At 59.2% G+C, this 26,902-nt stretch carries 27 protein-coding genes; 12 read left to right on the forward strand and 15 right to left on the reverse strand.

All coding sequences use genetic code 11. The features are described from left to right. Positions 1-17: 17 nt before the first annotated feature. Positions 18-893: a hypothetical protein gene (locus AAC599_RS08760; protein ID WP_340150027.1), complete on the reverse strand. Its 876-nt coding sequence runs from the start codon at positions 891-893 to the stop codon at positions 18-20. A gap of 114 nt (positions 894-1,007) precedes the next feature. Between AAC599_RS08760 and bcp the strand changes: the two genes are divergently transcribed. The 4 genes from bcp to AAC599_RS08780 all read left to right on the forward strand — a co-directional run bounded on the left by bcp (position 1,008) and on the right by AAC599_RS08780 (position 4,285). After that, positions 1,008-1,469, forward strand: a complete 462-nt coding sequence (gene bcp, locus AAC599_RS08765) for a thioredoxin-dependent thiol peroxidase (protein ID WP_340150028.1) — start codon at positions 1,008-1,010, stop codon at positions 1,467-1,469. Continuing rightward, entirely contained in the window at positions 1,432-2,301 is an 870-nt protein-coding gene (locus tag AAC599_RS08770; protein ID WP_340150029.1) for a ferritin-like domain-containing protein, read from the forward strand. The genes bcp and AAC599_RS08770 overlap by 38 nt, the downstream gene beginning before the upstream one ends. Before the next feature lie 93 nt (positions 2,302-2,394). Continuing rightward, the gene (locus tag AAC599_RS08775; RefSeq protein ID WP_340150030.1) at positions 2,395-3,840 is read left to right on the forward strand and encodes a peptidoglycan DD-metalloendopeptidase family protein; all 1,446 of its coding nucleotides are present in this window, start codon (positions 2,395-2,397) and stop codon (positions 3,838-3,840) included. Positions 3,841-3,862: 22 nt separating this feature from the next. After that, a complete protein-coding gene (locus AAC599_RS08780) occupies positions 3,863-4,285 on the forward strand; it encodes a polymer-forming cytoskeletal protein (RefSeq protein ID WP_340150031.1) in 423 nt (140 codons plus the stop codon). 65 nt (positions 4,286-4,350) lie between these two features. Here AAC599_RS08780 and ndk read toward each other — a convergent pair whose 3' ends face one another. From ndk to AAC599_RS08795, 3 genes are all read right to left on the reverse strand, one after another. Next, positions 4,351-4,773 carry a nucleoside-diphosphate kinase gene (gene ndk, locus AAC599_RS08785; RefSeq protein ID WP_340150032.1) on the reverse strand — a complete coding sequence of 141 codons (423 nt, stop codon included), beginning with the start codon at positions 4,771-4,773 and terminating at the stop codon, positions 4,351-4,353. A 101-nt stretch (positions 4,774-4,874) separates the two neighbouring features. Then, positions 4,875-6,140 carry a SulP family inorganic anion transporter gene (locus AAC599_RS08790; RefSeq protein ID WP_340150033.1) on the reverse strand — a complete coding sequence of 422 codons (1,266 nt, stop codon included), beginning with the start codon at positions 6,138-6,140 and terminating at the stop codon, positions 4,875-4,877. Between the two features lie 120 nt (positions 6,141-6,260). Then, a complete protein-coding gene (locus AAC599_RS08795) occupies positions 6,261-7,103 on the reverse strand; it encodes a TauD/TfdA family dioxygenase (protein ID WP_340150034.1) in 843 nt (280 codons plus the stop codon). A 106-nt stretch (positions 7,104-7,209) separates the two neighbouring features. On the opposite strand from AAC599_RS08795, the gene AAC599_RS08800 reads away from it, so the two are divergent. After that, the gene (locus AAC599_RS08800) at positions 7,210-7,854 is read left to right on the forward strand and encodes a TetR/AcrR family transcriptional regulator (protein WP_340150035.1); all 645 of its coding nucleotides are present in this window, start codon (positions 7,210-7,212) and stop codon (positions 7,852-7,854) included. 7 nt (positions 7,855-7,861) lie between these two features. On the opposite strand, the gene AAC599_RS08805 is transcribed toward AAC599_RS08800, so the two are convergent. The 3 genes from AAC599_RS08805 to AAC599_RS08815 all read right to left on the reverse strand — a co-directional run bounded on the left by AAC599_RS08805 (position 7,862) and on the right by AAC599_RS08815 (position 9,512). Beyond that, positions 7,862-8,338 (reverse strand): SRPBCC family protein, encoded by a 477-nt coding sequence (locus AAC599_RS08805; RefSeq protein ID WP_340150036.1) that lies wholly within the window; start codon positions 8,336-8,338, stop codon positions 7,862-7,864. Further along, on the reverse strand, positions 8,328-8,654 hold the full coding sequence (locus tag AAC599_RS08810) for a metalloregulator ArsR/SmtB family transcription factor (protein WP_340150037.1): 327 nt from the start codon (positions 8,652-8,654) through the stop codon (positions 8,328-8,330). The genes AAC599_RS08805 and AAC599_RS08810 overlap by 11 nt, the downstream gene beginning before the upstream one ends. Positions 8,655-8,762: 108 nt before the next feature. Next, complete coding sequence (locus AAC599_RS08815) at positions 8,763-9,512, reverse strand: prephenate dehydrogenase (protein ID WP_340150038.1); 750 nt, start codon at positions 9,510-9,512, stop codon at positions 8,763-8,765. Between the two features lie 289 nt (positions 9,513-9,801). Here AAC599_RS08815 and AAC599_RS08820 point away from each other — a divergent pair, with 289 nt between their 5' ends. Beyond that, positions 9,802-11,691, forward strand: a complete 1,890-nt coding sequence (locus AAC599_RS08820) for an ABC-F family ATP-binding cassette domain-containing protein (RefSeq protein WP_340150039.1) — start codon at positions 9,802-9,804, stop codon at positions 11,689-11,691. Positions 11,692-11,728: 37 nt separating this feature from the next. Here AAC599_RS08820 and AAC599_RS08825 read toward each other — a convergent pair whose 3' ends face one another. The 5 genes from AAC599_RS08825 to AAC599_RS08845 all read right to left on the reverse strand — a co-directional run bounded on the left by AAC599_RS08825 (position 11,729) and on the right by AAC599_RS08845 (position 16,115). Continuing rightward, positions 11,729-12,145: a hypothetical protein gene (locus AAC599_RS08825; protein ID WP_340150040.1), complete on the reverse strand. Its 417-nt coding sequence runs from the start codon at positions 12,143-12,145 to the stop codon at positions 11,729-11,731. 76 nt (positions 12,146-12,221) lie between these two features. Further along, a complete protein-coding gene (locus tag AAC599_RS08830; RefSeq protein WP_340150041.1) occupies positions 12,222-12,677 on the reverse strand; it encodes a hypothetical protein in 456 nt (151 codons plus the stop codon). Between the two features lie 190 nt (positions 12,678-12,867). Then, positions 12,868-14,001 carry a hypothetical protein gene (locus AAC599_RS08835; protein ID WP_340150042.1) on the reverse strand — a complete coding sequence of 378 codons (1,134 nt, stop codon included), beginning with the start codon at positions 13,999-14,001 and terminating at the stop codon, positions 12,868-12,870. A gap of 144 nt (positions 14,002-14,145) precedes the next feature. Continuing rightward, positions 14,146-14,598 (reverse strand): DNA polymerase III subunit chi, encoded by a 453-nt coding sequence (locus tag AAC599_RS08840; protein ID WP_340150043.1) that lies wholly within the window; start codon positions 14,596-14,598, stop codon positions 14,146-14,148. An 8-nt stretch (positions 14,599-14,606) separates the two neighbouring features. Beyond that, on the reverse strand, positions 14,607-16,115 hold the full coding sequence (locus AAC599_RS08845; protein WP_340150044.1) for a leucyl aminopeptidase: 1,509 nt from the start codon (positions 16,113-16,115) through the stop codon (positions 14,607-14,609). 136 nt (positions 16,116-16,251) lie between these two features. Between AAC599_RS08845 and lptF the strand changes: the two genes are divergently transcribed. The 6 genes from lptF (at position 16,252) to rsmA (ending at position 23,805) form a co-directional block, all read left to right on the forward strand. After that, entirely contained in the window at positions 16,252-17,385 is a 1,134-nt protein-coding gene (lptF, locus tag AAC599_RS08850; protein ID WP_340150045.1) for an LPS export ABC transporter permease LptF, read from the forward strand. A gap of 5 nt (positions 17,386-17,390) precedes the next feature. Continuing rightward, the gene (lptG, locus tag AAC599_RS08855) at positions 17,391-18,479 is read left to right on the forward strand and encodes an LPS export ABC transporter permease LptG (RefSeq protein WP_340150046.1); all 1,089 of its coding nucleotides are present in this window, start codon (positions 17,391-17,393) and stop codon (positions 18,477-18,479) included. A 3-nt stretch (positions 18,480-18,482) separates the two neighbouring features. Further along, on the forward strand, positions 18,483-20,651 hold the full coding sequence (lptD, locus tag AAC599_RS08860) for an LPS assembly protein LptD (protein ID WP_340150047.1): 2,169 nt from the start codon (positions 18,483-18,485) through the stop codon (positions 20,649-20,651). A 91-nt stretch (positions 20,652-20,742) separates the two neighbouring features. Then, a complete protein-coding gene (locus AAC599_RS08865) occupies positions 20,743-22,002 on the forward strand; it encodes a peptidylprolyl isomerase (protein ID WP_340150048.1) in 1,260 nt (419 codons plus the stop codon). Further along, positions 21,999-22,976, forward strand: a complete 978-nt coding sequence (gene pdxA / locus AAC599_RS08870) for a 4-hydroxythreonine-4-phosphate dehydrogenase PdxA (RefSeq protein ID WP_340150049.1) — start codon at positions 21,999-22,001, stop codon at positions 22,974-22,976. The genes AAC599_RS08865 and pdxA overlap by 4 nt, the downstream gene beginning before the upstream one ends. Continuing rightward, on the forward strand, positions 22,969-23,805 hold the full coding sequence (gene rsmA / locus AAC599_RS08875) for a 16S rRNA (adenine(1518)-N(6)/adenine(1519)-N(6))-dimethyltransferase RsmA (RefSeq protein WP_340150050.1): 837 nt from the start codon (positions 22,969-22,971) through the stop codon (positions 23,803-23,805). The genes pdxA and rsmA overlap by 8 nt, the downstream gene beginning before the upstream one ends. Here the strand turns inward: rsmA and gmk are convergent. The 3 genes from gmk to AAC599_RS08890 all read right to left on the reverse strand — a co-directional run bounded on the left by gmk (position 23,802) and on the right by AAC599_RS08890 (position 26,818). Continuing rightward, positions 23,802-24,452 carry a guanylate kinase gene (gene gmk, locus AAC599_RS08880; protein WP_340150051.1) on the reverse strand — a complete coding sequence of 217 codons (651 nt, stop codon included), beginning with the start codon at positions 24,450-24,452 and terminating at the stop codon, positions 23,802-23,804. The two genes, rsmA and gmk, sit on opposite strands and share 4 nt — an antisense overlap. Positions 24,453-24,464: 12 nt before the next feature. After that, positions 24,465-25,355 carry a YicC/YloC family endoribonuclease gene (locus tag AAC599_RS08885; RefSeq protein WP_340150052.1) on the reverse strand — a complete coding sequence of 297 codons (891 nt, stop codon included), beginning with the start codon at positions 25,353-25,355 and terminating at the stop codon, positions 24,465-24,467. A gap of 86 nt (positions 25,356-25,441) precedes the next feature. After that, positions 25,442-26,818, reverse strand: a complete 1,377-nt coding sequence (locus AAC599_RS08890) for a hypothetical protein (protein ID WP_340150053.1) — start codon at positions 26,816-26,818, stop codon at positions 25,442-25,444. Positions 26,819-26,902 lie beyond the last annotated feature (84 nt).

Genomic DNA, 26,902 nt, shown 5'->3' on the forward strand with positions numbered 1-26,902 from the left:
CAATATTAGAATACATTCTAAGGCTTTTCTTCTATTTTTGAAGCTTTTGTAATAATAATACTTTTTGTTCTTCCATCTGGAGATGTAATTCGAAAAAATTTCACTTCAATATCTGACGGGAACCCTCTAGCATAACTATACAAACTATAAGAAATTGCATCTCTAGTAGCAAAGTTTGCATCATTGTCTAATTTAAAGGGTACTGTTTTGTTTAAATCATGAAAATATGCTCTACCATAATTACTGTTAGCATTAAAAGAGCCGATGCTGACATCTCGAATTTCAGGATTCTTAGATATATCTGATCGTTCAATATAATTTTTCGTGTTACTATTAAAATTTACGACGTTCTTATCGCCTTGAATGATCAAGATATTTGTTGCACCACCATTGACGGCTTTGTGAGCTTGTTTTAATGCCGGTTCAACTGCATCTACCAAGGCATCTAAGTCACCGCCCCGTTGGGAATCTAAATCTTTCACTTCATCGGTGCTAGGTTCAACAGAGGCTCCAACTGAGCGAGAAAAAATTGTCTTAGTTAAATCATAAATAGCAGCACCTGCGACACTGATAGCAATACCTCCCAGTATTTGGGCACCCGGATCACTTACGATTTGATATATTGCTTCTAGGCTTCCTCGTCTTGGAGGCTCAATATAAACTTGCACTCCTGAATCAAACGGTGCGCGATGCCTTATCGTGCCAGTTGCTGCGAAATGTGTCACTAGTACTAAGCTGCGAGCAATGCCGGTTATTGATTGTGAGCCATCTAGTGCAGGAAGCCTATGACTATCAGGTTCTTCTAGTTCGAATTTTGCTACTATTTCAATCCCCATGTTCGCCCCCAAAGCAGTAAAGAGTTTTTCCCACAAGCTATCTATGGTCTCGTACATACCATAAATTCACAACTATTGAGAGCAAATAACTGCAAATTTTACTTTACTTGCCCCCTTAATCCTCACCTGTTAGTTAAGCTCTTTAGTTACACATGCTTTAAAGGAGTGATCATGCCCGAAATCGGAGAAAAGGCCCCGGATTTTCATATGCCCGCGGATGGTGGAGAGGAAGTCAGCCTCGCCGCGCTCAAGGGGCATCCTTTTGTGCTTTATTTCTATCCCAAGGACGATACCCCCGGCTGCACCAAGGAGGCGATCGGCTTTTCCGAGAAGATCAAGGAGTTCGACCAGCTCGGGGTGAAGGTCATCGGCGTCTCCAGGGACACCCTCGCCAAGCATGCGAAATTCCGCGAGAAGCACAGCCTCTCCGTCGTGCTCGCCGCCGATGAGGACGGCGAGACCTGCGAAGCCTTCGGCGTCTGGGTCGAGAAGAACATGTATGGCCGCAAATATATGGGGATCGAGCGCGCGACCTTCCTGGTCGATGGCAAGGGCGTCATCCGCAACATCTGGCGCAAGGTCAAGGTCAAGGGCCATGTCGAGGCCGTGCTGGACGCCGCAAAAGCCCTTTGACGTGACGAGTTTGAGCGCGCTCGCCGTCCGTGTCCTTGAGGAGCCGGACGCCGCCCGCAAGGCCCGGCTCAGCCATGAGGCGGCCGCTCTCTGGCGCGCATCCAGCGGCGACATGCCCCTCGGCGACACCCCGCCGCCGGACCGCCCGGCAAGACCGGCGCGCCCAGAGCTGCTGCCGCCCGCCGAGATGCCGCGCCGCCGCGGCCAGTCCGACGAGGCGCGGGCCACCCTGCTCCATGCGGTGCAGCATATCGAGCTCAACGCCATCGATCTTGCCTGGGACATGGTTGCCCGCTTCCCCCATGAAAACCTGCCCCGCGCCTTCTTTGATGACTGGGTAAGGGTCGGCGACGAGGAGGCGAGCCATTTCGAACTGCTGGCCGAACGGGTTGGCGAGCTCGGCTTCGCCTATGGCGACTTCCCGGCCCATGACGGCCTGTGGGAGGCGGCGATGGCAACCCGGAATGACTTGGGTGCCCGCCTCGCCGTCGTGCCCATGGTGCTGGAGGCGCGCGGACTGGATGTCACCCCGGCGATGATCACCCGATTCGGCAAAATCGGCGACGAAAAGAGCGCTGCTATCCTTAACGTAATCCTAACGGATGAAATTGGTCACGTCGCCATCGGCAGCCGCTGGTTTCACTATTTTTGTGAAAAACGCGATCTTGATCCCGCGGCGAGCTGGCGCGAGCTTGTGCAAAAAAACTTCAAAGGCCTTTTAAAACCCCCGTTTAACGACGATGCGCGTTCGGTTGCAGGACTGCCTGAAGAATACTATCGCCCCCTCGCCGCGCCCCTGCCGGAAAAACAGACAAAAAATCGCAAATTTTAGGGGCCGCGCGCGACGGTTGATGTTTGCCGGAAAATCGGTTTTATTATTCCGGACCCCAGTACAGTTCAACGCAACCCGGATCAGGATGACTAGATGAGGCTGAAGGCCGTATTCGATAAATTTTTTACGGACCGTCAGGTGATCATCCGCACCCGTGGGGAGCTGAAATATCTTCCCCTTTCCGTCAGAACGCAGCTCATGGGCTTTGTCGTCCTGCTCGGCTTCGGCGGGCTGTTCGCCTATCTGTTGACGGCGGGCGCCCTGCAGTATCGGGAAATGACCATTCAGCAGGCGAAGCTGCTGTCGCTGCAGCTCGACTATGACGCGGTCGCCTCCGACTTTGAGCTGGCGCAATCGCAAATCGCCGCCACCCGGGCCGAGCTGGACCAGCAGTATGCCCGGCTTGAGGATATCCTCGCCGACCGGGAAGTCGTTGAAAAGGCGCTTCAATTCGCGGTGAAATCGACGGATGGCGACGATGGCGGTCAATCGCTGGAGGACCGCATCCGCTCCCTCGGCGAGAGCCTGCACGCCACCAACGCCCGGCGCGAACGGCTGGAGATGGAGGTCATGCAGGCCAACAAGTCCCTGTTCCAGATTTCGCGCGAGCGGGACGAAGCCCTCAGCGAGCGCGAGAAGACCGTGCAGCGGCTGGCCTCGCTCCGCGATCTCGTCAATCTCTACGCCTCCACCAAGGACGAAATCTATGAGGAGCTGGAGGAAACCCGCCAGCAGTACGCCAGCTTGCAGCAGGAATTCGACAGCCGCGTTGCTGCCGAAGGCCGCCTGAACTCGGAAGTGAGCGAGCTGCGCGACCGCATGCACCATATGTCGACCCAGAACAAGGAACTGATCACCCGCATCCATGACCGCACCAATGCCAGCGTCGCGGCGCTTCGGGACATCATCGTCCTGACCGGCCTTGATCCGGACAAGCTGCTCGGCTCCGACGAGGTGACCGGACAGGGCGGACCGTTCGTCGCCGCCCTCCCGCCTGCGCGCAAACTGCTGGAGACGGAACAGGATTTCTACACCCAGGCGCAGAAGATGGAAACCAGCCTCGCCCATTGGGAGTTCCTGCAGACATTGCTGAAACAGCTCCCCCTCGCGCGGCCGGTGGATGTCGGCTATGTCACCTCCAGCTTCGGCAAGCGGCGTGACCCGATCACCAAGCGCAGCGCCTTTCATTCGGGTGTCGATATCGCGGGGCCGCGCAATTCAAAGGTTCTCGCCACCGCGCCCGGCACGGTGACCTTTGTCGGCACCAACGGCGCCTATGGCACCATGGTCACCATCGATCATGGCAGCGGCTTCCAGACCCGCTATGGCCATCTCAAGAAGGCGCTGGTGAAGAAAGGCGCAAAAATCGAATATCGGACCGAAATCGGCGTGATGGGCTCTACCGGTCGAAGCACCGGCCGTCATGTCCATTACGAGATCATCTATGAAGGTGAGCATCAGAATCCGATGAATTTCATCAAGGCGGGAAGATATGCGTTCAAAGCGACGCCGAAACTTGAAAAAGCGTCCGCCGACTAACCCTGTTTAGGGAGGTATCTCCATGTTCTCAAATAACAATAAGACCGACGCCAAGCCTGCGCGATCCAACGCCATGCCCTCCATCATCGCCGAAAACCTCAATATCGAGGGGAACCTGTTTTCCGAAGGCGAAATCCAGGTCGATGGCCAGGTCACCGGCGATATTCAGGCGAAGACCCTGACCGTCGGCCAGAATGCCCTGATCACCGGCGATATCAATGCGGGCACCCTCGTCATCCGTGGCGGCGTCAACGGCAACCTCAAGGGCGAGGAAATCACCGTCACCTCCTCCGCCACCGTCAAGGGCGACATCGTCCATGCCTCCCTCAGTATCGAGCCCGGCGCCAAGATCGACGGGCACTTAAAGCATAGCGAGAACCCGCGCGGCCTCGCCGAGACGGTCACCTTCCTCGATAAATCCGAGGCGGCCGGCGCCGAGAAATAACCGGCGCATTCAGACATAAAAAAGGCCCGCTAAAATGCGGGCCTTTTCTTTGAGATTTGTCCGGATCAGCTGTGGATTTCGGAGCCGGAGAAGAAGTAGGCAATCTCGATCGCGGCGTTGGCCTGGCTGTCGGAGCCATGCACGGAGTTGGCTTCGATGCTTTCGGCGAATTCCTTGCGGATCGTGCCCTCGGCGGCGTCGGCCGGGTTGGTTGCGCCCATCACTTCGCGGTTCTTCGCGATGGCGTTCTCGCCTTCCAGGACCTGGACGACAACCGGGCCGGAAACCATGAAGTCGCAGAGCTCGCCGAAGAACGGACGCTCTTTGTGCACGGCGTAGAATGTCTCGGCATTTTCGCGGGACATGCGGATGCGCTTCTGGGCGACGATCTTGAGCCCGGCCTCTTCCAGCTTGGCGTTGATCTTGCCGGTCAGGTTGCGGCGGGTGGCATCGGGCTTGATGATGGAGAAAGTACGTTCTAGGGCCATTTATTAACTCGCTCATTCTAAGGAGACAAAAGGAATAATTCCCGCGCCTTATACCGCCCCGGCCCGGCCACGGCAACCCAATTGATGGATTTTGCGCGATTTCACCTCTCCGGCGGGGACCAGTCGCTTTTGACGGACTTGCGGCGGCTGAGGCGGAGGGCGATGCCGATGGACACGCCGACACCGATGGCGACCGTCAGATCGACGATCACCGTGAGGACGAGCGTCAGCAGCAACAGGAAAATATCGCTCTTCCGTCCGCGGATATAACTGCCCCATTTATGCGGCTCCGTCATGTTCCACGCGGTCACGATCAGAAGCGCGGCAAGGGCGGGCATGGCGAGATAGCCCGCGAGGGGGGCCGCCAGCAGCATCACCAGCAGGATGACAACGGCATGAACAATTCCGGCGACCGGGGTCTTCCCGCCCGCCTTGATATTCGTGGCCGTGCGCGCGATTGCGCCAGTCGCCGGAAGCCCCGTGAACAGCGCCGAGGCAACATTGGCGGCGCCTTGCGCGGACAGCTCGGCATTCGGCCGGTGGTGCCCCTCGATCATCTTGTCGGCCACCATCGCCGAGAGCAGCGATTCAACCGCCGCCAGAAAGGCGATGACGAAGGCCGAGGGCAATAGCTCGATAATCCGGGCAACCGAAAAATCCGGCAGTTGCGGCCAGGGAAGCTGGCTCGGCAACTCCCCGAAGCGGGAGCCGAGCGTATCCACCGGCAAATTCAGATAGACCACCAGCGCCGAGCCTACGCCGACCGCAACGATCAGGCCCGGAAAGCGCGGCGCAAGCCGCCTTAAAGTGACGATCAGGACAAGAGTGACAAGCGCAATGGCGACGGTCGGCAGGCTGAGACTGTCCCGCACCTCCCAAAGCGCGGGGATTTTCTCAAGGAAATCCGCCGGGACATTCGCCGCCGTCAGCCCCAGAAAATCCTTGAGCTGGCTGGTCGCGATAATGACGCCGATGCCGATGGTAAAGCCGTTCACCACCGCCTCGGGCACGAAGGCGATCAGGTTCCCGGCGCGAAAATATCCGGCAACCAGCAGCATCAGACCCGCCATGAAGGTGGCGAGCACCAGACCGTCATAGCCATGCTCGGCAATGACGCCGAAGACCACGACGATAAAGGCGCCGGTCGGCCCGCCGATCTGTACCCGGCTGCCGCCCAGCAGGGAAATCAGGAACCCTGCGACAATGGCGGTGACGATGCCCTTGGCCGGGTCCGCGCCCGACGCGATGGCAATGGCCAGGCTGAGCGGCAGGGCGACCATAGCGACAGTCGCCCCCGCCAGCAGGTCGGAGAGGAAAAGCGACCAGCTATAGGATTGCAGTGTGGTAATTATCTTCGGTTGGCGCATGGCGAGAACTTGAAGGTCGAACGGACAGCTTCCCTCACCCTAGCAGACGCAATAGCCCCCTGTCCTGCGGCAAATATGCACGGCAGGGTCGACCGCCCGCTTCCGCAAGCGGCGGGACCGTCAGTAATAGGCCGCGTTGTCGGCGATGGTCAGGCGATGGAGCAAGCGTTCATGACCTTCATAACCGCCGGTCGCCTTATGCAGGACGGAGCGATTGTCCCAGAGGACCAGCATGTCCGGCTCCCATTTATGGCGATAGACAAACTCCTCCCGCGCCTGCCAGCGGGCCAGCTCCTTCAAGAGGTCCAGCGCACGGCTCTCTTCCATCCCGTCGAGATCGACCAGATAGCCGCCGCCGAAAATGCCGAGTCGGCCGGTTTCCGGATGATTGCGGATGACCGGATGCGTCTCCTTCTTGTTCGCCTCATCAGAGATATTGAACCGCATCGCGCCCTTGAAATTCTTCTCCGCATAGGCGCCCTCGCGCGAATAGGCACCGCCCGCCGAATGAACGGCCGTCAGATTTTCAAATCGTTCCTTCATCTCCGGCGGCATTTCCTCCCACGCCAGATGCTGGTTGGAAAAGAGGGTGTCGCCCCCCTCCGCCGGAATGATCAGTCCATAGAGCAGCGTGCCCGACGGCGGCACCGGCATGAAGCTCCAGTCCGAGTGCCAGTTGTCGGCAAAAATCCGCCCGGTCTCGTCGGCGCGCCGGTGCACCGCCGCGATCCGTTCATGCCCATCAATGGGGTGGAAGAACGGATCATCGCCGATCGGCCCGAGATATTCGGCGACCCGGACCAGGCCGTCATTGTCCAGCTTCTGGTTGGGGAAAGCGAGCACATGATGCGCCATCCAGGCGGCACGAATGGCGGCCACCTCTTGCCTGTCAAGGGGGGCCGACAAATCGACCCCTTCCACCCGCGCGCCGCAGGGCGCATCGATTTTCGAAACCGTGATCATGGGACCTCCCCGTTGTTGTTTTCTGAAGACATATCATTTTATTTGTTGTTGACCAACAACTATTTTGCTATGGTAATATCCTGTTGATATTACATGGGAATATGAGATGAACCCCGCCACAGCCGCCGACCGCCCCAGGAAAAACCCGGAACGCCGCCAGGAATCCAGCCAGCGCATTATCGAGGCGGCGACGGAGCTGTTTGCAGAAAAGGGGTATCAGCGGACGACCCTGATCGAGATCGGTCGGCGGGCAGGATGCACGGGGACGCTGGTGAGCAATCGTTTCGGCAGCAAGGAACGGGTCTTGCGCGCCGTTCTCGCTCAAATCCTCAATCGTTTCGAAACGGACGAAACCTGGCACCCAAGGGCGAGGGAGATAGACAGCCTGCCCGCCCCGGCGCAGCTATCGCGCTTTGTTGCGACCTATCTCAAGGACGTAGCCCGGCGGGGAACGCGTATCCGCGCCCTTTACGTTCTGATGGGAGAAGGACTTGGCTCGCTGCCTGGAATGGCCGAAGAAATCGCCCATGTGAACCGGGTGTTCCGCAGCGATATCAAGTCCTATCTCATCCTCGGGAAGGAAAGAGGAGAACTCCCCTCCTCCCTCGATCCCTCGATCCTGGCGACCCTGATCGTCGGCCTGTTGCGCGGCGTCGCCATGCAAATCCTCGCAGAACCCGAAGATATGCCACTCAATGCCCTCATCACTGCCAGTCAGAAATCCGTCACGTCAATGATCCTCGCAAAATAATAGGTCGTTATGCCGCCGCGTCGGTGGCGCATGGCTCGGCGAAGACATCGATCGCCTCGTCTGTCTCCAGATAGGACTTGAGGCTCGAGAGCACGAGCGGCCAGCCTCTTGAGATGCCGTTCGCCATGCCGCTGCCCGCCTCCAGCTCGTCATGGGTGACGGTCAGGCGCACCATATCCTCATACGGCACCAGATCGAAGGTGACGCGGCTGTGCGCCTCGCGGTTGTCATACTCCGACGGGTCCGACCAGCTGATGACCAGCCGCTTCGGCGGATCGATCTCGATCACGTCACCGGCGATATTGACCTTCTTTTCCTCATTATCGCGGACATGCTCCCATTTGGAGCCGACCTTCCAGTCGGAGACATTTCCATGCCCCCAGTAGCGGGCGGCGATCTCGGGCCGGGTGATGGCGTCGAATATCTTCTGCTGCGTCGCGCGAATATAGGTCACATACACGAATGTCGTCTTTTCATTGGTCATCTTGATCTCCTTCCAGTTCGGTTTTCAGCTCATGCAGCAGGCTCAATCGCTGCTGCTCGAATTTTCGTATCCAGCGTTCGTAGATCGTCTGGAGCGGCACCGGGTTGAGGAAATGCAATTTCTCCCGCCCCCGCTTTACCGTCGAGACAAGATTGGCGTCCTCCAAGAGGCCGATATGCTGCGTCACGGACTGGCGTTTCATGTCCATATGCGCACATAGCTGGCCCAGGGTCTGGCCGTTCTTCTCGCAGAGCAGATCCAGTATCTTTCGCCTCGTCGGATCGCCCAGCGCCTTGAATGTCTTGTCGTCGTCCATACGCTACTCCTTGGGCTGGATAATATGCAGGTATTTACCTGCCTGTCAAGAAATTTGGATTGGGGATATAAACGGCTCGGCAGAAGACTGTTCTCCCGCTCCCTAACCTTACGCCTCGAACCGGTTTCTGATCTCAGCGGCCTTGGTGAAAAATTCGTCCCGCACGCCAATCGAAAAAGGATTGGCCCGCTCGATGGCATCGAGCACATTCGGGGCATCATCCTTGACCATATTGATGGCCTCTATCAGAAGATCGTAGCTGACCGTCGTCAGTTTGGTCGGGAGAGGCTCCATCTCCACCATGACCTTGGCGATCAGATGGGTGAGCCCCTGTACGGTGGCGGCTTCCCGGTCATGCGCTTCGGCGGTTGTGATAATCGTCCGGAGCCTGAAGACGGACTTCAGGAAGGCGGCGATATGGCGATGGCCCGTCCCTCTCACCGGGCAAATTGCGATCTTGAGGCCCCTGAGGCCGGTCCGTGCGCTTTGCGGCCCGAACAGAGGATGCGTTCCGACAATCCCGACATGGGCGGGCAGTTCCGCCCGCATCGCCTCCGTCGGCGCAACCTTCACAGACCCGACATCGACAACCGTTGTCCCCGCCCTCAGCAGAGGCGCCAGATCGCGCGACACGCGCCCAATTTCGCTGACCGGCACCGCCAGAACGATGTACTCGCAACCGGCCATCTCCTCAAGCGACGCGCAAGGGTATTCCGCCCCGCTCTCCAGCCGCGCGACGGCACGCGCGGTGTCGCGAATACAGAGGCTCACATGCGGGGAAAGGTGATTGGCCAGCAGACAGCCAAAGGCACCAAAGCCGATAATTCCAACGGTGATTTTTGAACTTGATGACGACATTGCCGACTCCTTGGTGTCCGCGATGCCAAGTTACTTTCACATGTTCAACAATTGGCTTCGCAGCGGTTGAACAGGTGAAAGTCCACGCGCCTATGAGGGCGTGCGATAATAGAGGTTGCTAAATTCGAGATGCGTTTTAGTCATGGCCGATCTTATGCCCTGTTTAACGGGCCGGATCAATTCGATTTTTCAGGACTCCGTCCCGCGATCGTCATAAAAGCGCACAGTTTCCCCGATCGCGCCATTTTCCGGCTTTCGGGCGCCGGGTGTTTCTGATAGAGAGTGCCCCATGCTGCAAATCAAGGACCTGACATACCGCATCGCGGGCCGCACTTTGCTGGAAAATGCCTCCCTGCATATTCCGGTCGGGCATAAGTTCGGCCTGATCGGACGCAATGGCACCGGGAAATCGACGCTTCTGAAGCTGATCACCGGGGAGCTGCATGCCGATGGCGGCACGATCGAGCTTCAGAACGGCGCCCGGCTTGGCGTCCTCCCGCAGGAGGCCCCGGGCGGACCCGAGAGCCTGATCGAGGCTGTGCTCGCCGCCGATGAGGAACGCGCGCGCCTGATGCAGGAAGCGGAGACCGCGACCGACGGCATGCGCATTGCCGAAATCCATACCCGCCTTGCCGATATCGACGCCCATACGGCGGAGGCGCGGGCCGCGAAGATCCTTTCCGGCCTCGGCTTCGACCATGAGGCGCAGCAGCGCCCCTGCTCCTCCTTCTCGGGCGGCTGGCGGACGCGTGTCGCGCTCGCAGGCACGCTCTTTGCGGAGCCGGACCTGCTGCTGCTCGACGAGCCGAGCAACTATCTCGACCTCGAGGCGACCCTGTGGCTGGAAAGCTTCCTCCGGAATTATCAGCGCACCCTCGTCATCATCAGCCATGACAAGGACCTCTTGAATAACGTGGTGACGGAGATTGCCCATCTCGACCAGATGAAGCTCGTCAAATATACCGGCAACTACGACTTCTTCGAGAAGACCCGCCGCGAGCAGATGGAGCTTCTCGCCGGCATGGCCCGCAAACAGGAAGCGCAGAGGAAGCATCTGCAATCCTTTGTCGATCGCTTCCGCGCCAAGGCGTCAAAGGCGCGCCAGGCCCAGAGCCGCGTGAAGATGCTGGAGAAGATGCAGCCCGTCGTCGGCATTGTCGAGGAACATACGGCGAGCCTCACCTTCCATGCGCCCGAGCCGCTTTCCTCTCCCATCATCACGATGGAGGGATGCACGGTCGGCTATGAGCCGGGCAAACCCGTCCTGCGCGGCCTTGACCTCCGTATCGATATGGACGACCGGATCGCGCTTCTGGGCTCCAACGGCAACGGCAAGTCGACCTTTGCGAAACTGCTCGCCGACCGCCTCGCGCCCGAAACCGGCAAGCTGCAGAAGTCCGGCAAGCTCAAGATCGGCTTCTTCGCGCAACATCAGCTCGATGAAATGCGGGAAAATGAAACCGCCTATCAGCATCTGGCGGCGAAAGTCGAGAACGGGCAGGAATCGAAAATCCGCGCCCGCCTCGGCCAGTTCGGCTTTTCGCGCCAGAAAACCGACACACCCGTCAAGCAGCTCTCGGGCGGCGAGAAGGCGCGGCTCAACTTCTGCCTGATCGCGGAGGACAAGCCGCATCTCCTGATCCTCGACGAGCCGACCAACCATCTCGATGTCGACAGCCGCGAGGCGCTGATCCACGGCCTCAACAACTATGAGGGCGCGGTGCTGCTCATCAGCCATGATCCGCATCTCGTCTCTCTCGTCGCCGACCGGCTGTGGCTGGTGAAGGACGGCGGGGTCCATGCCTTCGATGGCGATATCGAGGATTACAAGCGCGAGGTGCTGGACGCCGCGCGTGGGGGCGACAAGCGCAAAACCGACGCCGCACCGGGACAGCCGAAACTCTCCGGGAAAGAGGCGCGCAAGGCCCGCGCCGCCGCCCGTGCCGCCCTCGCCCCGAAGCGAAAAGAGATCGGCCGCCTTGAAAAGCGGATGCAGGACCTCGCCGCCGAGCAGGCAAAACTCGAAGCCGAGCTCGCCGATCCCGCGACCTATGACAAGGGACCGGACCATCAGGCCAAACTCAGCGACCAGATCGGCCGCCTCAAATCCGACCTCGCCCAAACGGAAGAAAAATGGCTCGCCCTCACCGAGGAACTCGAAGCCGAAGGCGCGGCGTGAGGCCGTCGTTATCTTTGACTATTCCTCCAATTAAGGCCTAGTCCAAACCTTCATATGTTGTACACACAACATTTACGATAACATCTTGACTAACCCACGCGACCAGCCCTAATTCAGAATAATCGTACGGCGTCTGTATATCTCCATCTTCATATTCAACCGAATTTCCGATTTCATCAGCCTTGCAACCCAGTAGAGCTTCAAGTTGCTCTATGGTCATGCCAAGAACATTTTTTATTCCGTAATAAAAGCTCTTATGGGCTGAAATGGAGACAACCTCACCGTCTTCAGCATTGATATACACGTCATGATGCGGAATGTAATATGAGTCCCAACCGGTGGAGTCATCTATTTCTGCAAGCAATTGGGCGCCCAGTTGCCCAACATAGGTTTCAACGGAAATACCAATTTCTATTGGCCCCAATCTTTGGTTAGGCACCCAGTCCCACATCATTTTCATCTCTTTTAAGACCTCCGATGTACCTGGACTTTGATTAGGACAAAAGCAGGAAGACACCCACGCGGCCGACCTACTCGCCGAGGGTCAGGCGGACGCCGGTGAAGCGGTTTGCGAGGTTCTGGCGCGGCTCCCTGTCGATGGCGTTGACATTGACATCCGGCGGATAGATGCCGCCCTCGAAGCTGCCGCTGACGGTGCTGAAATCATCGGAAAAATTGAACTCCATATCGATCACGGCGACACCGCTGCCATCGAGCTCGAAGCTGACGATGCGCACCTTTGCGCTGCGATCGCCCGTCTGTTTCCAGACGCCGTTGCCGGGCGCATAGGCGAACTCCCGCTGGTCCGACGCCGACCAGATGACCGCGCCGAACTCCGTGAACATATAGCTCGAATGGGTGGTGGTCCCCTCCTGGCTGAGGATATAGGTCCCCTCGATCTCGCGCCCGAAACCGAATTTTTCATCCGCCACCGCCGCCGGACCAACCGCCCCCAGCAACAACACCGCCCCAAACAGCGCAACCAACACCCGCACCGGAATTTTGCTCATCATCGAAGCCTTTCTGTAATAATGAACTTATCTCAATTGCAACAGTACCAAGGCTCAGGAAAATCGGCGCACCCTTAGTATAGAGCTGGACGACTTAAATACGGCGTATAGGAAACAGCGTCTCCGTTGATTAATCGTCAAATAATAGCTTGCATTCAATTAAGTATCATTTGGGGAGCCGAAAAGATGGATCTCTAAGCAGTTCGTTACGAAGCCAATCACCGAGAACTTTGGCATCATAGTTAATATTGAAAACATCACCCTCTAAACTAGCAGATAACCCCGATACTTCAGTAAAACTATACGTATTTTGGTTAATAGTCTGTGATTTTTCAATTTGAATAACAACAGTAATCGTTACCATTTTTGGCTCTGTCATTATATCAGAATAAGTTATTAATTCCTCATCACTTTGAATTTTGAACGGCGAGTAAACTGGCCAGATTCTGGATTCTGTTTCCCCCTTAGAATTCACAACCCATGTAACCACAGCTCCAGAATTATCATCATCTAATTTCGAAGTATGGAAAACAGTCTTGTTATATATCCCTCGAAGCTCCAAATGGCTTCCCTTATAAACCACGCATAGATGCAACCACGGTGGCGTCCGAAACCAATTTCCTTCAAATGGATAATATACTTGTGCCTGAAGCACTCCTCCCCAACTTTGTTCTTCCAACGGCCTTTTTTGACAGAAAAGGGCCTGCCCATTTAAAGCGCCTAGCAATCGAAATAAAAGATCAGGTTCCGATAGGTCGAACTTTTCTTGTGCTTTAAGAAGATTAAGGTTTCTGTCAGCAATTTCCATAAATTGCCTCATTTCATTCGAACCGGATCCAACTGCATGACAAGTGCCAAAATTTTTCGTCTCAAACTTCCAATCATTACTTTTACTAGCATAAGTATTATTTAAAGTGCGAGTGCTATCTGGATCGCTATCTTGAGGTATTATTGTTGCTCCTAAAACTGAGCAGCCCCAATTGTTGCGTGTCGCTCTTAATTGTTCGTCAATTTTATGCAAAAATTGCATAGGCCTGAGATTTTGATCTCTACCTTCCCAAAGAGCTGGAAAGTATTGCACAAAATCATTTATATGATCAGAACGACCCGCAAAAGTGATTACTGTGTCCGATCCCAACTTAATAAACTTCGATACCAATTTTGCTAGTTCACCATTCTCACCGTCAAAATGTTCGATGTTAGAAGGTGAATAAATTTGAGCAGCGCCAGTTCTTGGAATTGCGAGACAGTCCGAAATTATGATTGGTAAAGGATCATTTATGTAAATTCCAACAGTCATAAATTACTTACAGCCTTGGGAAATTATTAATACATCGCTAAAGGGAAAAACAGAGATATAGTTTCACAATAATACAGCCTATAGATTTTTTACAAGAGAGATAGTGCTATTTTAAAGATTGTGCTCTCCATTTTTGCACCTCACTCACGCCTTCTTTTCCCACCCGTTTTCCGTCTGCTGGTAGTAGCTGACGGGGATGTCGTTTTCCTTGAGGGCTTTCCAGCGGGTTCGGGCGGCGGTGAGGGCGGCGTCATCATTGCCGTCGAACATATAGAGGCAGCGCTCATATTCCGTGGCGTCGTCGGCGGCGGCATCCTCGGTCAGGACGAGGATAGTGGCGTCGTTCGCATTCCCCTCCGCCTCCAGCGTGAGGAAGATCGGCTGCTCGGCGGGATCGAGGGTATCCCCCGCCCGCCCGTGGGCGAGGAAGGAGGCATCGCGATATGTCCAGAGCGCCTCATCAAGGGTCTCGATCCGCTCCTCCGTCGCCCCGCGGACCAGCACGCGAAAGCCGCGCTCCCGCACCTTTTCGAGCAGACGGGGCAGCGCCCGCTCGATCGGTTCCGACTGCAGATGATAGAAGCTGACCTCGGTCACGCGGGGGCCTATTTGCCCTCGTAATTATCGCGGATGAACTTGTCCAGCAGGCGGACACCATAGCCGGTGCCGCCCTTCGGCGTGATCGGCTTGTCGGCCTTCGACCAGGCCATCCCGGCGATATCGAGATGCGCCCAGGGGGTGTCGTTCACGAATTTCTGCAGGAATTCCGCTGCGACGATGGAGCCCGCGCCGCGCCCGCCGGTGCCGATATTCTGCAAATCCGCGATCGGCGATTTCGTCTGCTTGGCATAAGCGTCCGACATCGGCAGGCGCCACACCCCCTCGCCCACCGCCTTGCCGGCGGCGAACAGCTGATCCGAGAGGTCGTCATTATTCGAGAACAGCCCGGCGTTTTCATGGCCGAGCGTGACGATGATCGCGCCGGTGAGCGTCGCGAGGTCGATCATGAATTCAGGCTTGAACCGGTCCTGCGTGTACCAGAGCGCATCGGCGAGCACGAGGCGGCCCTCGGCGTCGGTATTCAGGATCTCGATCGTCTGGCCGGACATCGACTTGACGATATCGCCGGGCCGCTGGGCGTTGCCGTCGGGCATGTTCTCGACAAGGCCGATGACGCCGACGGCGTTAACCTTGGCTTTCCGCCCGGCCAGCGCCTTCATCAGGCCGGTGACGGTGCCCGCGCCGCCCATGTCCCATTTCATTTCCTCCATGCCGGGGCCGGGTTTCAGCGAGATGCCGCCGGTATCGAAGCAGACGCCCTTACCGACGAAGGCGAGCGGCTTGCGTCCGGCCTTCTTGGTCGTTGCGCCGTTCCACTGCATGACGACGAGGCGGCTGTCGCGGCGGGAGCCCTGCCCGACACCGAGGAGCGCGCCCATGCCGAGCCGCTGCATCTTCGCCTCATCGAGGATTTCCACATGCACGCCCATGTCGGACAGCTCCAGACAGCGGGCCGCGAAGCTTTCCGGGTACAGCTCGTTCGCCGGTTCGCTGACCAGATCGCGGGTCATGAAGACGCCCTCGTTCAGCGCCTCGATATCGGCGAAGACCTTGCGCGCCGTCGCCGAGCCCTTGCAGGAAACGGTCATGCGGGCGAGCGTCGGTTCCGCCGCCTCGTCGATATCGGTCTTGTATTTCTGGAACCGGTAGGAACCGAGCATCGCGCCGCCCGCAACCGCGGCGGCGGCTTCGTTCGTCTTGAAGTCCTCCACGTTCAGCTCATCGAGGATGATGGTCACCGAGCGCGCGCCGGAGGCGTTCAGCCGTTTCACCAGCGAGCCGCCGAGGGTTTCCATATCCGTCATCGTCAGTTTCTCGGTCTCGCCGAGGCCGAACAGGACGACGCGCGACACGTCCAGTCCGTTCGGCGCCACGATCTCCAGAAAATCCCCCTTCTTGCCGGTGAAGCGACTGGTCTCCAGCGCCCGGCTGAGCGCGCCCTTCGTCTTCTTGTCCACCAGCGTCGCGGTTGGCGAGAAGGTCTTGTCGGCATAGAGGGCAACCGCGAGAGAGCCGCGCTTGGGAATGGAAATTTCAGAAAATGCGAACTTCATGGAAAACACCTATTCTTGTCTTTTTCCCGGGGCCGGATGGAGGATAGCAACGAATCGCCCCTAGCTATCGTCATTATTTTTCATAGCGCGTCCTTTCCTGACTGGCAACAAGCAAAACTATCGCTATACTCCCCCCATGAGGAATATTAACCGTTATATTATGAGGCAGTTGGCCGTTCCGATGCTGTTCATCGCCTTCTCGCTGACGGGCGTGATCTGGCTGTCGCAGGCGCTCAAATTCGTGGAGCAGCTGATCAACGGTCTGCCGGTGACGACCTTCCTCTATCTTTCCTTGCTGCTGCTGCCGGATATCCTGCGCTACACGCTGCTGCTGGGGTTGTTCTTCGGCACCCTCTTTGCCTTCAACAAGCTCTATTCGGACAGCGAGCTGATCGTCATGTGGGCGGCGGGGCTCAGCAAGTCGGCGCTGGCGCGCCCGGCCATCTATCTCGCGCTGATCATCACGCTGATCATGTATATCCTCGGCTTCATTCTGGTGCCCTTTGGCAACCGCACGGTATCGGAGATGCGCGTCGCCTGGCAGGACAGCCTCGCGGCGGTGGTCCTGCGCGAGGGGGTCTTCAACACCTTAACCAATGACGTCACCGTCTATATTCGTGAGAAAACCCCGGCGGGCGAGATGCTGGGCATCCTCGTCCATGACGAGCGGATACCGGAAAAACCCGTCACCTACATGGCCGAACGGGGCGCCTTCGTGAAGACAGATGAGGGGCCGCGCTTCATCATGAATGCGGGCAACCTTCAGGAGGTGTCGAAAAAGAACGCCAAGCTCAGCCTGCTCTATTTCGATCAATATGCCCTCGATATCGGCCAGTTCGAGAAAAAGAGCGGCGCCCGCTGGCTGTCCCCGGATCATCGCTATGTGTGGGAGCTGATCAACCCCGAGGACAGCGAACGGGTACAGCAGGAGAAACCTAAATTGTTATCGGAGTTGCACCAGCGCCTGGTACTGCCGCTCTATGCAGTCGCCCTTGTCTTCATTGCGCTGGCCGGGGTGATGGGCGGGGAGTTCGCGCGCCGCGGACGGGGCCGCCAGATGGGCATTGCCGCGGCGGCGGGGGTTCTCGTGCTGATCGGCGGCATGGCCCTCTTCCGGGTGACGAGCCAGCCGATGCTGGTCTATCCGCTGATGTATCTGCTGCCCATCGCGGCGGGGGCCATCGGGGCCTATTTCGCCGGCGGCGGGCGCCTGCGCTTCCTTGAAAACCGGCTGGACGACGAAACCGTGACCCGCGGGGAAGCAGGATGATACAGGTGCCGAGTACCCTTTCGCTTTATCTGGGCAAGCAGTTCCTCAAATATGTCGGTGTGATCTTCGCCATCCTGATGACCATCGTCTTCCTCGGCGATTTTATCGAGGCGCTCCGCCGCACCGCCGACCGCGACGATATTACGATCATGATCCTGCTGGAAATGGTAACGCTGCGCCTGCCGACGCTGGCGATGAAGCTGCTGCCGTTCATCGCACTGTTCGGCGGGATGCTGACGTTCTTCCGCCTCTCGAAAACCAGCGAGCTGTCGGTGATCCGGGCGTCGGGCGTGTCAGTCTGGCAGTTCCTCTTCCCCTCCCTCTTTATCGCCTTTGCCATCGGCATGCTTGTGCTGACGGTCATCAATCCGATCGCGGCGGCGATGCAGGCGCAGAACGACCGGATGGAGGCAAAATATTTCGAGACCCGCTCCAACCTGCTGACTCTGTCCACCAACGATCTGTGGCTCCGGCAGGTGGATGAGAACGGGCTATCGGTCATCCATGCGCGCGGCGCCGTCAATCAGGGCATCGACCTCACCGAGGTGATCATTTTCCAGTATGACGCGAACGACATCTTCACCGGTCGGATCGATGCGTCGGAGGCGACCCTGCGACCCGGCTTCTGGGACCTGAAGAATGTTGTCATTACAGGTCCGGACAGGCCCGCCGAACGGCGCGACCGGCTGGAGCTGCCGACCTCCCTCACCATTCTGCAGATTCAGGAAAGCTTCGCCTCCCCGGCAACGCTCTCCTTCTGGGATCTGCCCGGCTTCATCGCGACTTTGGAGCATGCCGGTTTCTCCGGCGACCGGCATCGCCTGCACTGGTACAGCCTGATGGCGGGGCCGGTGTTGATGCTGGCCATGGTGCTGGTTGCCGCGACCTTCTCGCTCCGCTCCCTCCGTCAGGGGCGGACGGTGCTGTTGGTGCTGGGCGGGATCGCGACCGGCTTTGTCTTTTATTTCATGACGGATATTATCTATGCGCTGGGGCTGTCCGGCAATCTGCCGATCATCCTGTCCGCCTGGATTCCGGCGGTGGCCATCACCCTGTTCGGCCTGGCAATGATGTTTCACCTGGAGGATGGCTAGGCGATGAAGAGGGCGATTTACCTGGGTCTGGGCGCCTTGCTGGCGTTGAATGCGCCGCTCGGACCCGCGCAGGCCGCGGAGGCGGAATCATCCGAGCTCGACCTCTCGAAGGAGGCGCTGCTGAGCGCCGATGAAGTCGTCTATGACAATGAGGCCCAGCGGGTGGAGGCCCGCGGCAATGTCGAGATCGTGCAGGGCGACCGGGTGCTGAAGGCCGACAGGATTATCTATGACGTGGCGGCGGATACGGTCCGGGCGGAGGGGAACATCGCCCTGCTGGAGCCGACCGGCGATGTCATCTTCGCCGATAACATGGAGCTTGAGAACGAACTCAAGACCGGCGCGATCCGCGACCTCAAGATCCTGTTCACCGACAATTCCCGCCTCGCCGCCCATGACGCGATCCGCGAGGACGAGAACCGTACCGTCATGAACAAGGCTGTCTTTACAAGCTGCGAACCCTGCAAGGAAGATCCGACACGCGCGCCGATCTGGCAGGCTAAGGCGGACAAGGTCATTCATGACCGGCAGGAAAAGACGATCACCTACCGCAACGCCTTTCTGGAGTTTTTCGGCGTCCCGCTCATCTATACACCCTATTTCGCCCATCCCGATCCGACCGTTGACCGCCAGAGCGGATTTCTGGCCCCGAGCGTGTTCAATTCATCGACCCTCGGCTATGGCGTGAAGGTGCCCTATTACTATGTCATCGATGAAGACAAGGACATGACCATCACGCCGACCATCACCTCCAAGGAAGGGGTACAGATGGCGGCGGAATACCGCCAGGCGGTGGAAAGCGGATCGTTCCAGTTTGACGGTTCCCTCACCTATGTGGACAAGGTTGACAACAACAACAATGAAACCGGCGGGCAGGAATTCCAGGGCCATATCCGCGGCGATGGCGAGTTCCGCATCGACGATGCCTGGGTCTGGGGTTATGACATCTTCCGCACCACCCATGACACCTATCTGAAGAAATATGACATCAGCGATGCCGACACGCTGACCTCGACCGCCTATCTGCAAGGACAGCGCGGCCGGAATTTCTCGCTGCTCAGCGCCTACAGCTTTCAGGGGCTGACCGAAGAGGATGTGTCCGGCGAGACGCCGATCGTGCCGGCCTGGTGGAATTATTCCTATGTCGGAGATGCCAACTCCTTCGGTGGCCGTTTCGATGCCAATGCAGATGTGCTGGCCATCTACCGGACCGACGGGCAGGACACCAACCGCCTCTCGCTGGAGGGCGGCTATCTCAACCCCTACACCACCGGCAACGGACAGGTGATCACGCTGGATACCTCCATCCGCGGCGATCTTTACTACACCCATGACCAGCTCGCGAACCCCGCCGATCCGTCGAGCGCCACCGCCGATGACGCCTTTACCGGGCGGCTGGTCCCCTCCGTCTCTGTCAAATGGCAATATCCCTTCGTGCGCCAGTCCGGCTCCATCCGCCAGGTCGTCGAACCGATTGCCGAGGCCGTCTGGTCCGATGTTATCGGCGACAACGGCACTCCCAATGAAGACAGCCTGAGCTTCGAGTTTGACGACACCAACCTGTTCGGCTCCAACCGCTATGCGGGACTTGACGAGGTGGAGACCGGCGCCCGGCTGAACTATGGCCTGAACCTGAGCGCTTACGGCGCCTCGGGCGGCTATACGACGCTGCTGTTCGGCCAGAGCTATCATTTCGACAAGGACACCGGCTTTCAGGACGGCACCGGTCTTGAGGACCGCTTCTCCGACTATGTCGCCCGCCTTGAAATCCGCCCGGCCGATTATCTGCAGTTCGTCAACCGTGTCCGGCTCGACCATGACAGCCTGTTCCTCGCCCGCAACGAGATCAGCATGAAGCTGGGAACGGTGGAAAACTGGTTTGATCTGGGCTATGTCTACCTGCGGGACGACCCGAACGGGATCACCCAGGACCGGCGGGAGGAAATCTATGTCGCGGGCAAGGTCAAGCTCTCCGAATTCTGGAGCGCCTATGGCAGCTACCGGCGTAATCTCGTCAATGACGGCAATTCGATTGACGGCAGGATCGGCCTGGAATATCTGGATGAATGTTTCGGCATCGCGCTGGAGGCGAGACGGTCTTTCACCCGCGACCGCGACGTGGAACCGGAAACCCGCTTCGGCGTCCGGATCAGGCTGCTGCCTTTCAATTAGACGCGCCACGGGTTATCCTGCCGCCTGCCTGCACTATATGGCTGATGAGAGAGTAAAAACGTAAAGATTAAAAACCATGCTGATCTGTCGAATGTTGAGAAATACCCTGCTGGCCGGCCTTGCGGCGCTGTTTGTCCTGTCGGCCGCGGCGGCGCAGGATGTGCAGAAGATTGTTGCCGTGGTCAATGACGAGGTTATTTCCGGCTATGACCTCAACCAGCGGATCAAGCTGACCATCATTCTGTCGGGCTTTCCCAATACCGACCGGACCCGCCAGCAGCTTGTCGATCCGACCCTGGCGCGGCTGATCGATGACCGGCTGAAGATGCAGGAGGCGGCGCGCTACAACATCTCTATCAGCGATGAAGAGGTGCTGAACGCCATCGCCTATCTTGAGGAAACAAATGGCATGCCGCCGGGACAGCTCGACCGCATGCTGCGCCAGAACAATATCGACATTGACACGATGATGTCGCAGGTGCGCGCAAACCTGATCTGGAACCGCCTGATCGAGGCGCGGATCATGCCGCGGATCACCATTTCCGACGAGGAGGTCGAGGCCGTCCGTCAGGCGATGGAGGCGAACAAGGGCAAGACGGAATATCTGATGAGCGAGATTTATCTGCCGATCGAGCCGAGCGCGCCGGAAGCACAGGTGCGCGACAGCGTTGCCAACCTCGTCTCCCAGCTTCGCTCCGGCGCCTCGTTCGAGCGCGCGGCCTCCCAGTTCAGCCAGGGCGCCACGGCCGCGTCGGGGGGTTCCATCGGTTGGGTGCTGGAAGAAGATGTGGAACCCGAAATTGCCGAGCTTTTGCCAAATCTCGGCACCAATCGCATCTCCGACCCGATCCGCTCGGGCGCCGGTTTCTACATCGTCACCGTGAAGGCGACGCGGAAAATCCTGGAGAACGACCCCGATGATATCTCTCTCGACATCACCCAGATTGTCGTGCCCGAACCAGCGGAAGGCGCGGCGAATGCCGGACCCGGGGCGCAGGAAAAACTCGCCAACACCATCAGCAATTTCATCGATGGCTGCGAGAAGCTACCTGACATACTGACCGAGCTTAACAGCTCCCTCAGCGGCAGGATCGGCCAGATCCGCCTCGGCGATATGCCCGACCATATCAAGGAAATCCTGCAGGATATGGAGACCGGCGAGGTCAGCACCCCTTATTTTGATGACGGGGTCTACCGCATCTTCGTCGTCTGCGAACGCAACGATCCGCAGGCCCGCAGCAACGATCCGGACGCCATCCGCCGCGAAATCATGCTCCGCCGGGCGGAAAACCGGGCGCGTGGCTATATGCAGGACATCCACACCGCAGCGACCGTCGAAAACCGGCTATGACACCCCCGCCGCTTCTCGCCGTGACCATGGGCGATTCCAATGGTATCGGGATCGAGATCAGCGCCAAGGCCTGGCAACGGCGGGAAGCCGACCATCTCGCGCCCTTCTTCCTGATCGGCGGCAAGGATAAGGTAACCGCGCAGGTCAACCGCCTGTTCCCGGATGTACCCCTTGAGGTAATTCCGGAGCCCGCCGCGGCGCGTGATATCTTCCCCCGCGCCCTCCCCCTCCTCGCGCTGGAGGACGGCCTTGATCCGGCAGAGCAGACCATCGCGGCCATCCGCCTCGGCGTCGAGCTGTGCCAATCGGGAGACGCCGAGGCCATCGTCACCAACCCCATCCATAAGCGGCGGCTGTATGAGGCCGGATTCACCCATCCGGGCCATACGGAATATCTCGCGGCACTGACCGGGGAGGACGGCAAGTCGGTGATGATGCTCGCCTGCGCGGCCCTCAAGGTTGTGCCCGCCACCGTCCATATCCCGATTGCCAAGGTGCCGGAAACCCTTGATGCCGCCCGCCTCACCCATGTGATCGAGACAACTCACCGTGACCTGAAACGCCGCTTCGGCCTCGCCAATCCCCGGCTGGTTGTCACCGGTCTCAACCCCCATGCCGGGGAAGACGGCACCATCGGGCGGGAGGAGGAAACGGTTATCCGTCCGGTCATCGCGAAACTGCAGGCGGCGGGCATGAAGATCAACGGGCCGTTCCCCGCCGACAGCCTGTTCCACCCGGCGGCGCGCCAGAATTATGACGCCGCCATCTGCATGTATCATGACCAGGCCCTGATCCCGATCAAGACCATCGATTTCGACGGCGGGGTCAATGTCACCCTCGGCCTGTCCATCATCCGCACCTCGCCCGATCACGGCACGGCGGAGGATATTGCGGGCAAAGGTGTCGCCAGCGCCGCCAGCCTGATCGCCGCGCTGAAACTGGCCGCCGAGATGGCGGGCGCAAAAAATGACTGACACGCCCGCCCTGCCGCCGCTTCGGGAGGTGATCGCGAAACACGGCCTCCGGGCGGAGAAATCGCTCGGTCAGAATTTCCTGCTCGACCTCAACCTCACCGGCCGGATCGCACGCTGCGCCGGAAGTCTCAAAGGCGAGACGGTGATCGAGATCGGTCCCGGTCCCGGCGGCCTGACACGGGCGATCCTGGCGGCGGGCGCAGAAAAACTCATCGCGGTGGAGAAGGATACCCGCTGCCTGCCCGCCCTCGCCGAGATTACGGAAGCCTATCCGGGCAGGCTGGAGGTGATCCATGACGATGCGCTCACCATTGATGAGGCGGCGCTCCTTGACGGCCCGGCGAAGATCATCGCCAACCTGCCCTATAATGTGGCAACGCCGCTCCTGATCAAATGGCTGAAACAGCCGGGGCGTTTTTCCTCTCTCACCCTGATGTTCCAGAAAGAGGTGGCCGATCGCATCACGGCGGTCCCGCGCACAAAGGCTTATGGTCGTCTCAGCATCCTCTGCCAGTGGCTGTGCGAAACCCGGCGCGAGTTCGATATCTCGCCGCGCGCCTTCACCCCGCCGCCGAAGGTGACCAGCACCGTCGTCACCCTGTTCCCGCGCGAGAGTCCCCTTTTTCCCGCCGATCCCGACATCCTTGAAAAAGTCGTCGCCGCCGCCTTCAACCAGCGGCGCAAGATGCTGCGGGCGAGCCTGAAACCGCTCGGTGCAAACACGGAAGAAAAGCTGGAAAACGCCGGGATCGCCCCGACCCGCCGGGCCGAGGAACTTTCAATAGAGGAATTCTGTGCGCTGGCGCGCGCCTACGCGGAACCTGCCTAATACCCCTCGCGCAGGCGGCTCACGAAATCGATCAGACCGGCGCGGCGGTGGGTCCGGAGCCGTTCCGCCTTTAAAATCGCCTTCACCTGCGCCAGGCAGTGATCGACATCGTCATTGACGACCACATAGTCATATTCGCGCCAGTGGCTGATTTCCTCCGCCGCCTTGGACATGCGCTGCGCGATCACCTCCGCCGGGTCCTGCGCCCGGGTTTTCAGACGCTTTTCCAGCGCATCGGTGGAGGGCGGCAGGATAAAGACGCTGACCAGGTCACTCTTGGCTTTCTGGGCCAGCTGCTGCGTGCCCTGCCAGTCGATATCGAACAGCACGTCCTGTCCGTCGGCCAGCGCCTCCTCGACCGGGCCGCGCGGCGTGCCGTAGTAATTGCCGAAAACCTTGGCATGTTCCAGGAGTTCGTCGCGATTGATCATCAGGTTGAAGTCGACCGGCTCGACAAAGAAGTAATCCTCGCCGTCCACCTCCCCCGGGCGCGGCGGCCGGGTGGTGGCGGAGACCGACATGACCAGCTCGTCCTCCTCCTTGAGCAGGGCGCGGGAGATCGTCGTCTTGCCCGCTCCCGACGGTGAGGACAGCACCAGCATCAGCCCCCGCCGCGTCATCATCCCTTTTTCGTCGTCCCCCGTCATCCTCAGCTACCCCTACTCAATATTCTGAACCTGCTCGCGCATCTTGTCGACCAGCACCTTGAGATCGAGCCCGATCTGCGTCAGTTCCTTGTCATTGGCCTTGGAACAGAGGGTATTGGCCTCGCGGTTGAATTCCTGACAGATGAAGTCGAGCCGCCGCCCGACCGGTGCGCTGGCCCCTTCCAGCATGTCGCGGGTGGCAGCAATATGGCTGGTCAGCCGGTCCAGCTCCTCGGCGATATCCGCCTTGGTGGTGAGCAGCGCGAGCTCCTGCTCCAGCCGCCCTTCGTCGAGCTCCCCGGCCTCCAGCAATATGGCCATCTGCGCCTTGATTTTGGCGCGCATCTTGTCCGGCCAGCCCGCCGCAATCTCCGTCGCCCGGGCGACCAGCGCCTTGATCTCGTCAAGCTGCGCAATCAGCACGGGGCCAAGGGCGCGCCCCTCCTCGTTTCGGGCCGCCGCGAGACTCTCAACCAGCTCTCCGGCGGAGGACAGCATCGCCGCCGCCAGCCCCTCGTCATCGGCATCCTCGCCCGCCGTCTCGTCCCGGGTCTCGATCACCCCGCGGAGCGCCAGCATGCCGTCCATGCGCGGCCGGTCCGCCTCTCCGCGTTCCGCATAATGATGGGCGAGGCTCAGCAGTTCCTCCAGAAATTCGCGGTTCACCTGATAGGCGGTCCCGGCGCTCGCGCGGTCGAACTGCAGATGGATGTTGACATTGCCGCGGGTGATGCGTGTCTTGACAAGCTTGCGCAACGGATCTTCCAGATGATCGAACCCTGCGGGAATGCGGCAGCGGACTTCCAGCCCCCGCCCGTTGACACTCTTCACTTCCCAGAGCCAGCCAACCCCCTTGAAAGAGCCGCTTGCCCGGGCAAATCCCGTCATACTGTTAATCGTCAAAATGGCCTCTCGCGCATGGGGTCGGTCGGGGAATTCGTCACCGCCCCTGTATATCCGCTTCGGCGCACCGCCACAAGCGCGCGGCGCTATTTTTTGGCCGCGGCCGAGGGTTTGGGTTTGGCCGGTTCCAGACGGCCGGTGATGGCGCTGATCATGCGCTGGAGGCCTGCGAACAGCACCGTCGAGAGCATACCGCCGAGAAAGGCCGCAAGATCAAGCGCGAAGTCTTCCGCTGCGCCGCTCATCGGCAGCCAGGGTTCCAGCGTCAGAAAGAAGGACGCCCCGGTCAGCCCGCCAAGGGCGCCGCGCAATCCGGGCGACAGGCGCACCGCCTCGTCATAACGGCGCTTCCTCACCTCGATGGCGATATTGAGGGTCAGCAGGCTGAGCGCCCCGACCGTGCCCCAGAGATAGGCGGCCACCAGCCCGATGGACCAGGTGAGATCATTCGCGAAATTATCAGTGAACATTTCCGCCGCCAGATGCCGCGCGAGCAGCAACAGCGGGAAGAACACGAAGATCAGCAGCGAGATGGAGAGCGGGATCGTCCAGAGCAGCGGCGCGCCCAGCTGGCTGTCCTGCAGGGTCTTGCCATTGAGGCCGAGGGTGTCGAAATTCGCCGCTGAAATCTTGCGGTAGGCGGCCTGCAACGTGTGATAGCAGGAGGTCTTCTCCGCCGGGGTCTTGGCCCGCTCGCTGATGGTGATGGCGGCATCGAGGGCCCCCAGCTCCGCCGGGGTCGAGCTTGCCGGGTGATCAAGGAAATAGTTGGAGAGGATGCGCGCGCGATCAAGCAGCTCGCCGAATGCCTCCTCCTCCGTTGCCGTGCCCTCGTCCCAGGCCCTCTCGATCTCCCGCTCGGTCATCTCCTTATGGGTGGATTTTTCATCGGCTTTTTCCGGTGTTTTCTCATGGGCTTTCCCATGCTCTTTTTCAGGCGCTTTTTCGGGCGCTTTCTCCGCCACCCTTTCCGGTGCGGCTTCAGGCGGTGTCGCGGCTGCCATCAGCACCGGCTCCTGCCGCTCGGGCTCTGGCGTTGCTGTCGGAGCGGCTGGCGGCGCAACGGGGGCCGGGGCCGGTTCAGGGGCCGGTGCAGGCGTATAAACCGGCGCAGGCGGAGGTGTCTGAACGGGCGCGGGTTCCGGCGTTTTGGCGGCGGGTGCGGCAGGCGTTGCGGGTGCAGCGGGCGTTGTCGGCGCGGCCTTTATCTCCGCCGCCGCCGGTGCCGCAGTGGAAGCCGCTGCGTGAACAGGCGCCGCCGTTCGCTCCGGAACGCTGCCCGCCGGTGTCGCCTCCCCGTCCGGTGTGGTGGCGGCGGAGGGCGTGTTCTTGATATTGCTGTTCACCAGATCGAGCGAGGTCGCATCCAGCGACTCGATTTCCTTCCTGAGTTCGAGCAGCGCCTCGCGCAGCTGCTGCCGCTGCCGGAGCAGCGTCTGTATCGTATCCGTACTCACCGCCATGGGGCTCCCGCCACTTCTTTATCCATTATCCATGGCAAGGACGCTTGCGGCGGGGATTTTGTGCCAAATCAGGCAACGGCGGCA

This window comes from uncultured Sneathiella sp. (assembly GCF_963976355.1).
Classification (GTDB): Bacteria; Pseudomonadota; Alphaproteobacteria; order Sneathiellales; family Sneathiellaceae; genus Sneathiella.

What these genes read in the sequence shown, in the direction of transcription:
- AAC599_RS08760 (WP_340150027.1), bottom strand. Translation starts at nt 893, where the DNA reads ATGTACGAGACCATAGATAGCTTGTGGGAAAAACTCTTTACTGCTTTG.
- bcp (WP_340150028.1), top strand. Translation starts at nt 1,008, where the DNA reads ATGCCCGAAATCGGAGAAAAGGCCCCGGATTTTCATATGCCCGCGGAT.
- AAC599_RS08770 (WP_340150029.1), top strand. Translation starts at nt 1,432, where the DNA reads ATGTCGAGGCCGTGCTGGACGCCGCAAAAGCCCTTTGACGTGACGAGT.
- AAC599_RS08775 (WP_340150030.1), top strand. Translation starts at nt 2,395, where the DNA reads ATGAGGCTGAAGGCCGTATTCGATAAATTTTTTACGGACCGTCAGGTG.
- AAC599_RS08780 (WP_340150031.1), top strand. Translation starts at nt 3,863, where the DNA reads ATGTTCTCAAATAACAATAAGACCGACGCCAAGCCTGCGCGATCCAAC.
- ndk (WP_340150032.1), bottom strand. Translation starts at nt 4,773, where the DNA reads ATGGCCCTAGAACGTACTTTCTCCATCATCAAGCCCGATGCCACCCGC.
- AAC599_RS08790 (WP_340150033.1), bottom strand. Translation starts at nt 6,140, where the DNA reads ATGCGCCAACCGAAGATAATTACCACACTGCAATCCTATAGCTGGTCG.
- AAC599_RS08795 (WP_340150034.1), bottom strand. Translation starts at nt 7,103, where the DNA reads ATGATCACGGTTTCGAAAATCGATGCGCCCTGCGGCGCGCGGGTGGAA.
- AAC599_RS08800 (WP_340150035.1), top strand. Translation starts at nt 7,210, where the DNA reads ATGAACCCCGCCACAGCCGCCGACCGCCCCAGGAAAAACCCGGAACGC.
- AAC599_RS08805 (WP_340150036.1), bottom strand. Translation starts at nt 8,338, where the DNA reads ATGACCAATGAAAAGACGACATTCGTGTATGTGACCTATATTCGCGCG.
- AAC599_RS08810 (WP_340150037.1), bottom strand. Translation starts at nt 8,654, where the DNA reads ATGGACGACGACAAGACATTCAAGGCGCTGGGCGATCCGACGAGGCGA.
- AAC599_RS08815 (WP_340150038.1), bottom strand. Translation starts at nt 9,512, where the DNA reads ATGTCGTCATCAAGTTCAAAAATCACCGTTGGAATTATCGGCTTTGGT.
- AAC599_RS08820 (WP_340150039.1), top strand. Translation starts at nt 9,802, where the DNA reads ATGCTGCAAATCAAGGACCTGACATACCGCATCGCGGGCCGCACTTTG.
- AAC599_RS08825 (WP_340150040.1), bottom strand. Translation starts at nt 12,145, where the DNA reads ATGATGTGGGACTGGGTGCCTAACCAAAGATTGGGGCCAATAGAAATT.
- AAC599_RS08835 (WP_340150042.1), bottom strand. Translation starts at nt 14,001, where the DNA reads ATGACTGTTGGAATTTACATAAATGATCCTTTACCAATCATAATTTCG.
- AAC599_RS08845 (WP_340150044.1), bottom strand. Translation starts at nt 16,115, where the DNA reads ATGAAGTTCGCATTTTCTGAAATTTCCATTCCCAAGCGCGGCTCTCTC.
- lptF (WP_340150045.1), top strand. Translation starts at nt 16,252, where the DNA reads ATGAGGAATATTAACCGTTATATTATGAGGCAGTTGGCCGTTCCGATG.
- lptD (WP_340150047.1), top strand. Translation starts at nt 18,483, where the DNA reads ATGAAGAGGGCGATTTACCTGGGTCTGGGCGCCTTGCTGGCGTTGAAT.
- AAC599_RS08865 (WP_340150048.1), top strand. Translation starts at nt 20,743, where the DNA reads ATGTTGAGAAATACCCTGCTGGCCGGCCTTGCGGCGCTGTTTGTCCTG.
- pdxA (WP_340150049.1), top strand. Translation starts at nt 21,999, where the DNA reads ATGACACCCCCGCCGCTTCTCGCCGTGACCATGGGCGATTCCAATGGT.
- rsmA (WP_340150050.1), top strand. Translation starts at nt 22,969, where the DNA reads ATGACTGACACGCCCGCCCTGCCGCCGCTTCGGGAGGTGATCGCGAAA.
- gmk (WP_340150051.1), bottom strand. Translation starts at nt 24,452, where the DNA reads ATGACGGGGGACGACGAAAAAGGGATGATGACGCGGCGGGGGCTGATG.
- AAC599_RS08890 (WP_340150053.1), bottom strand. Translation starts at nt 26,818, where the DNA reads ATGGCGGTGAGTACGGATACGATACAGACGCTGCTCCGGCAGCGGCAG.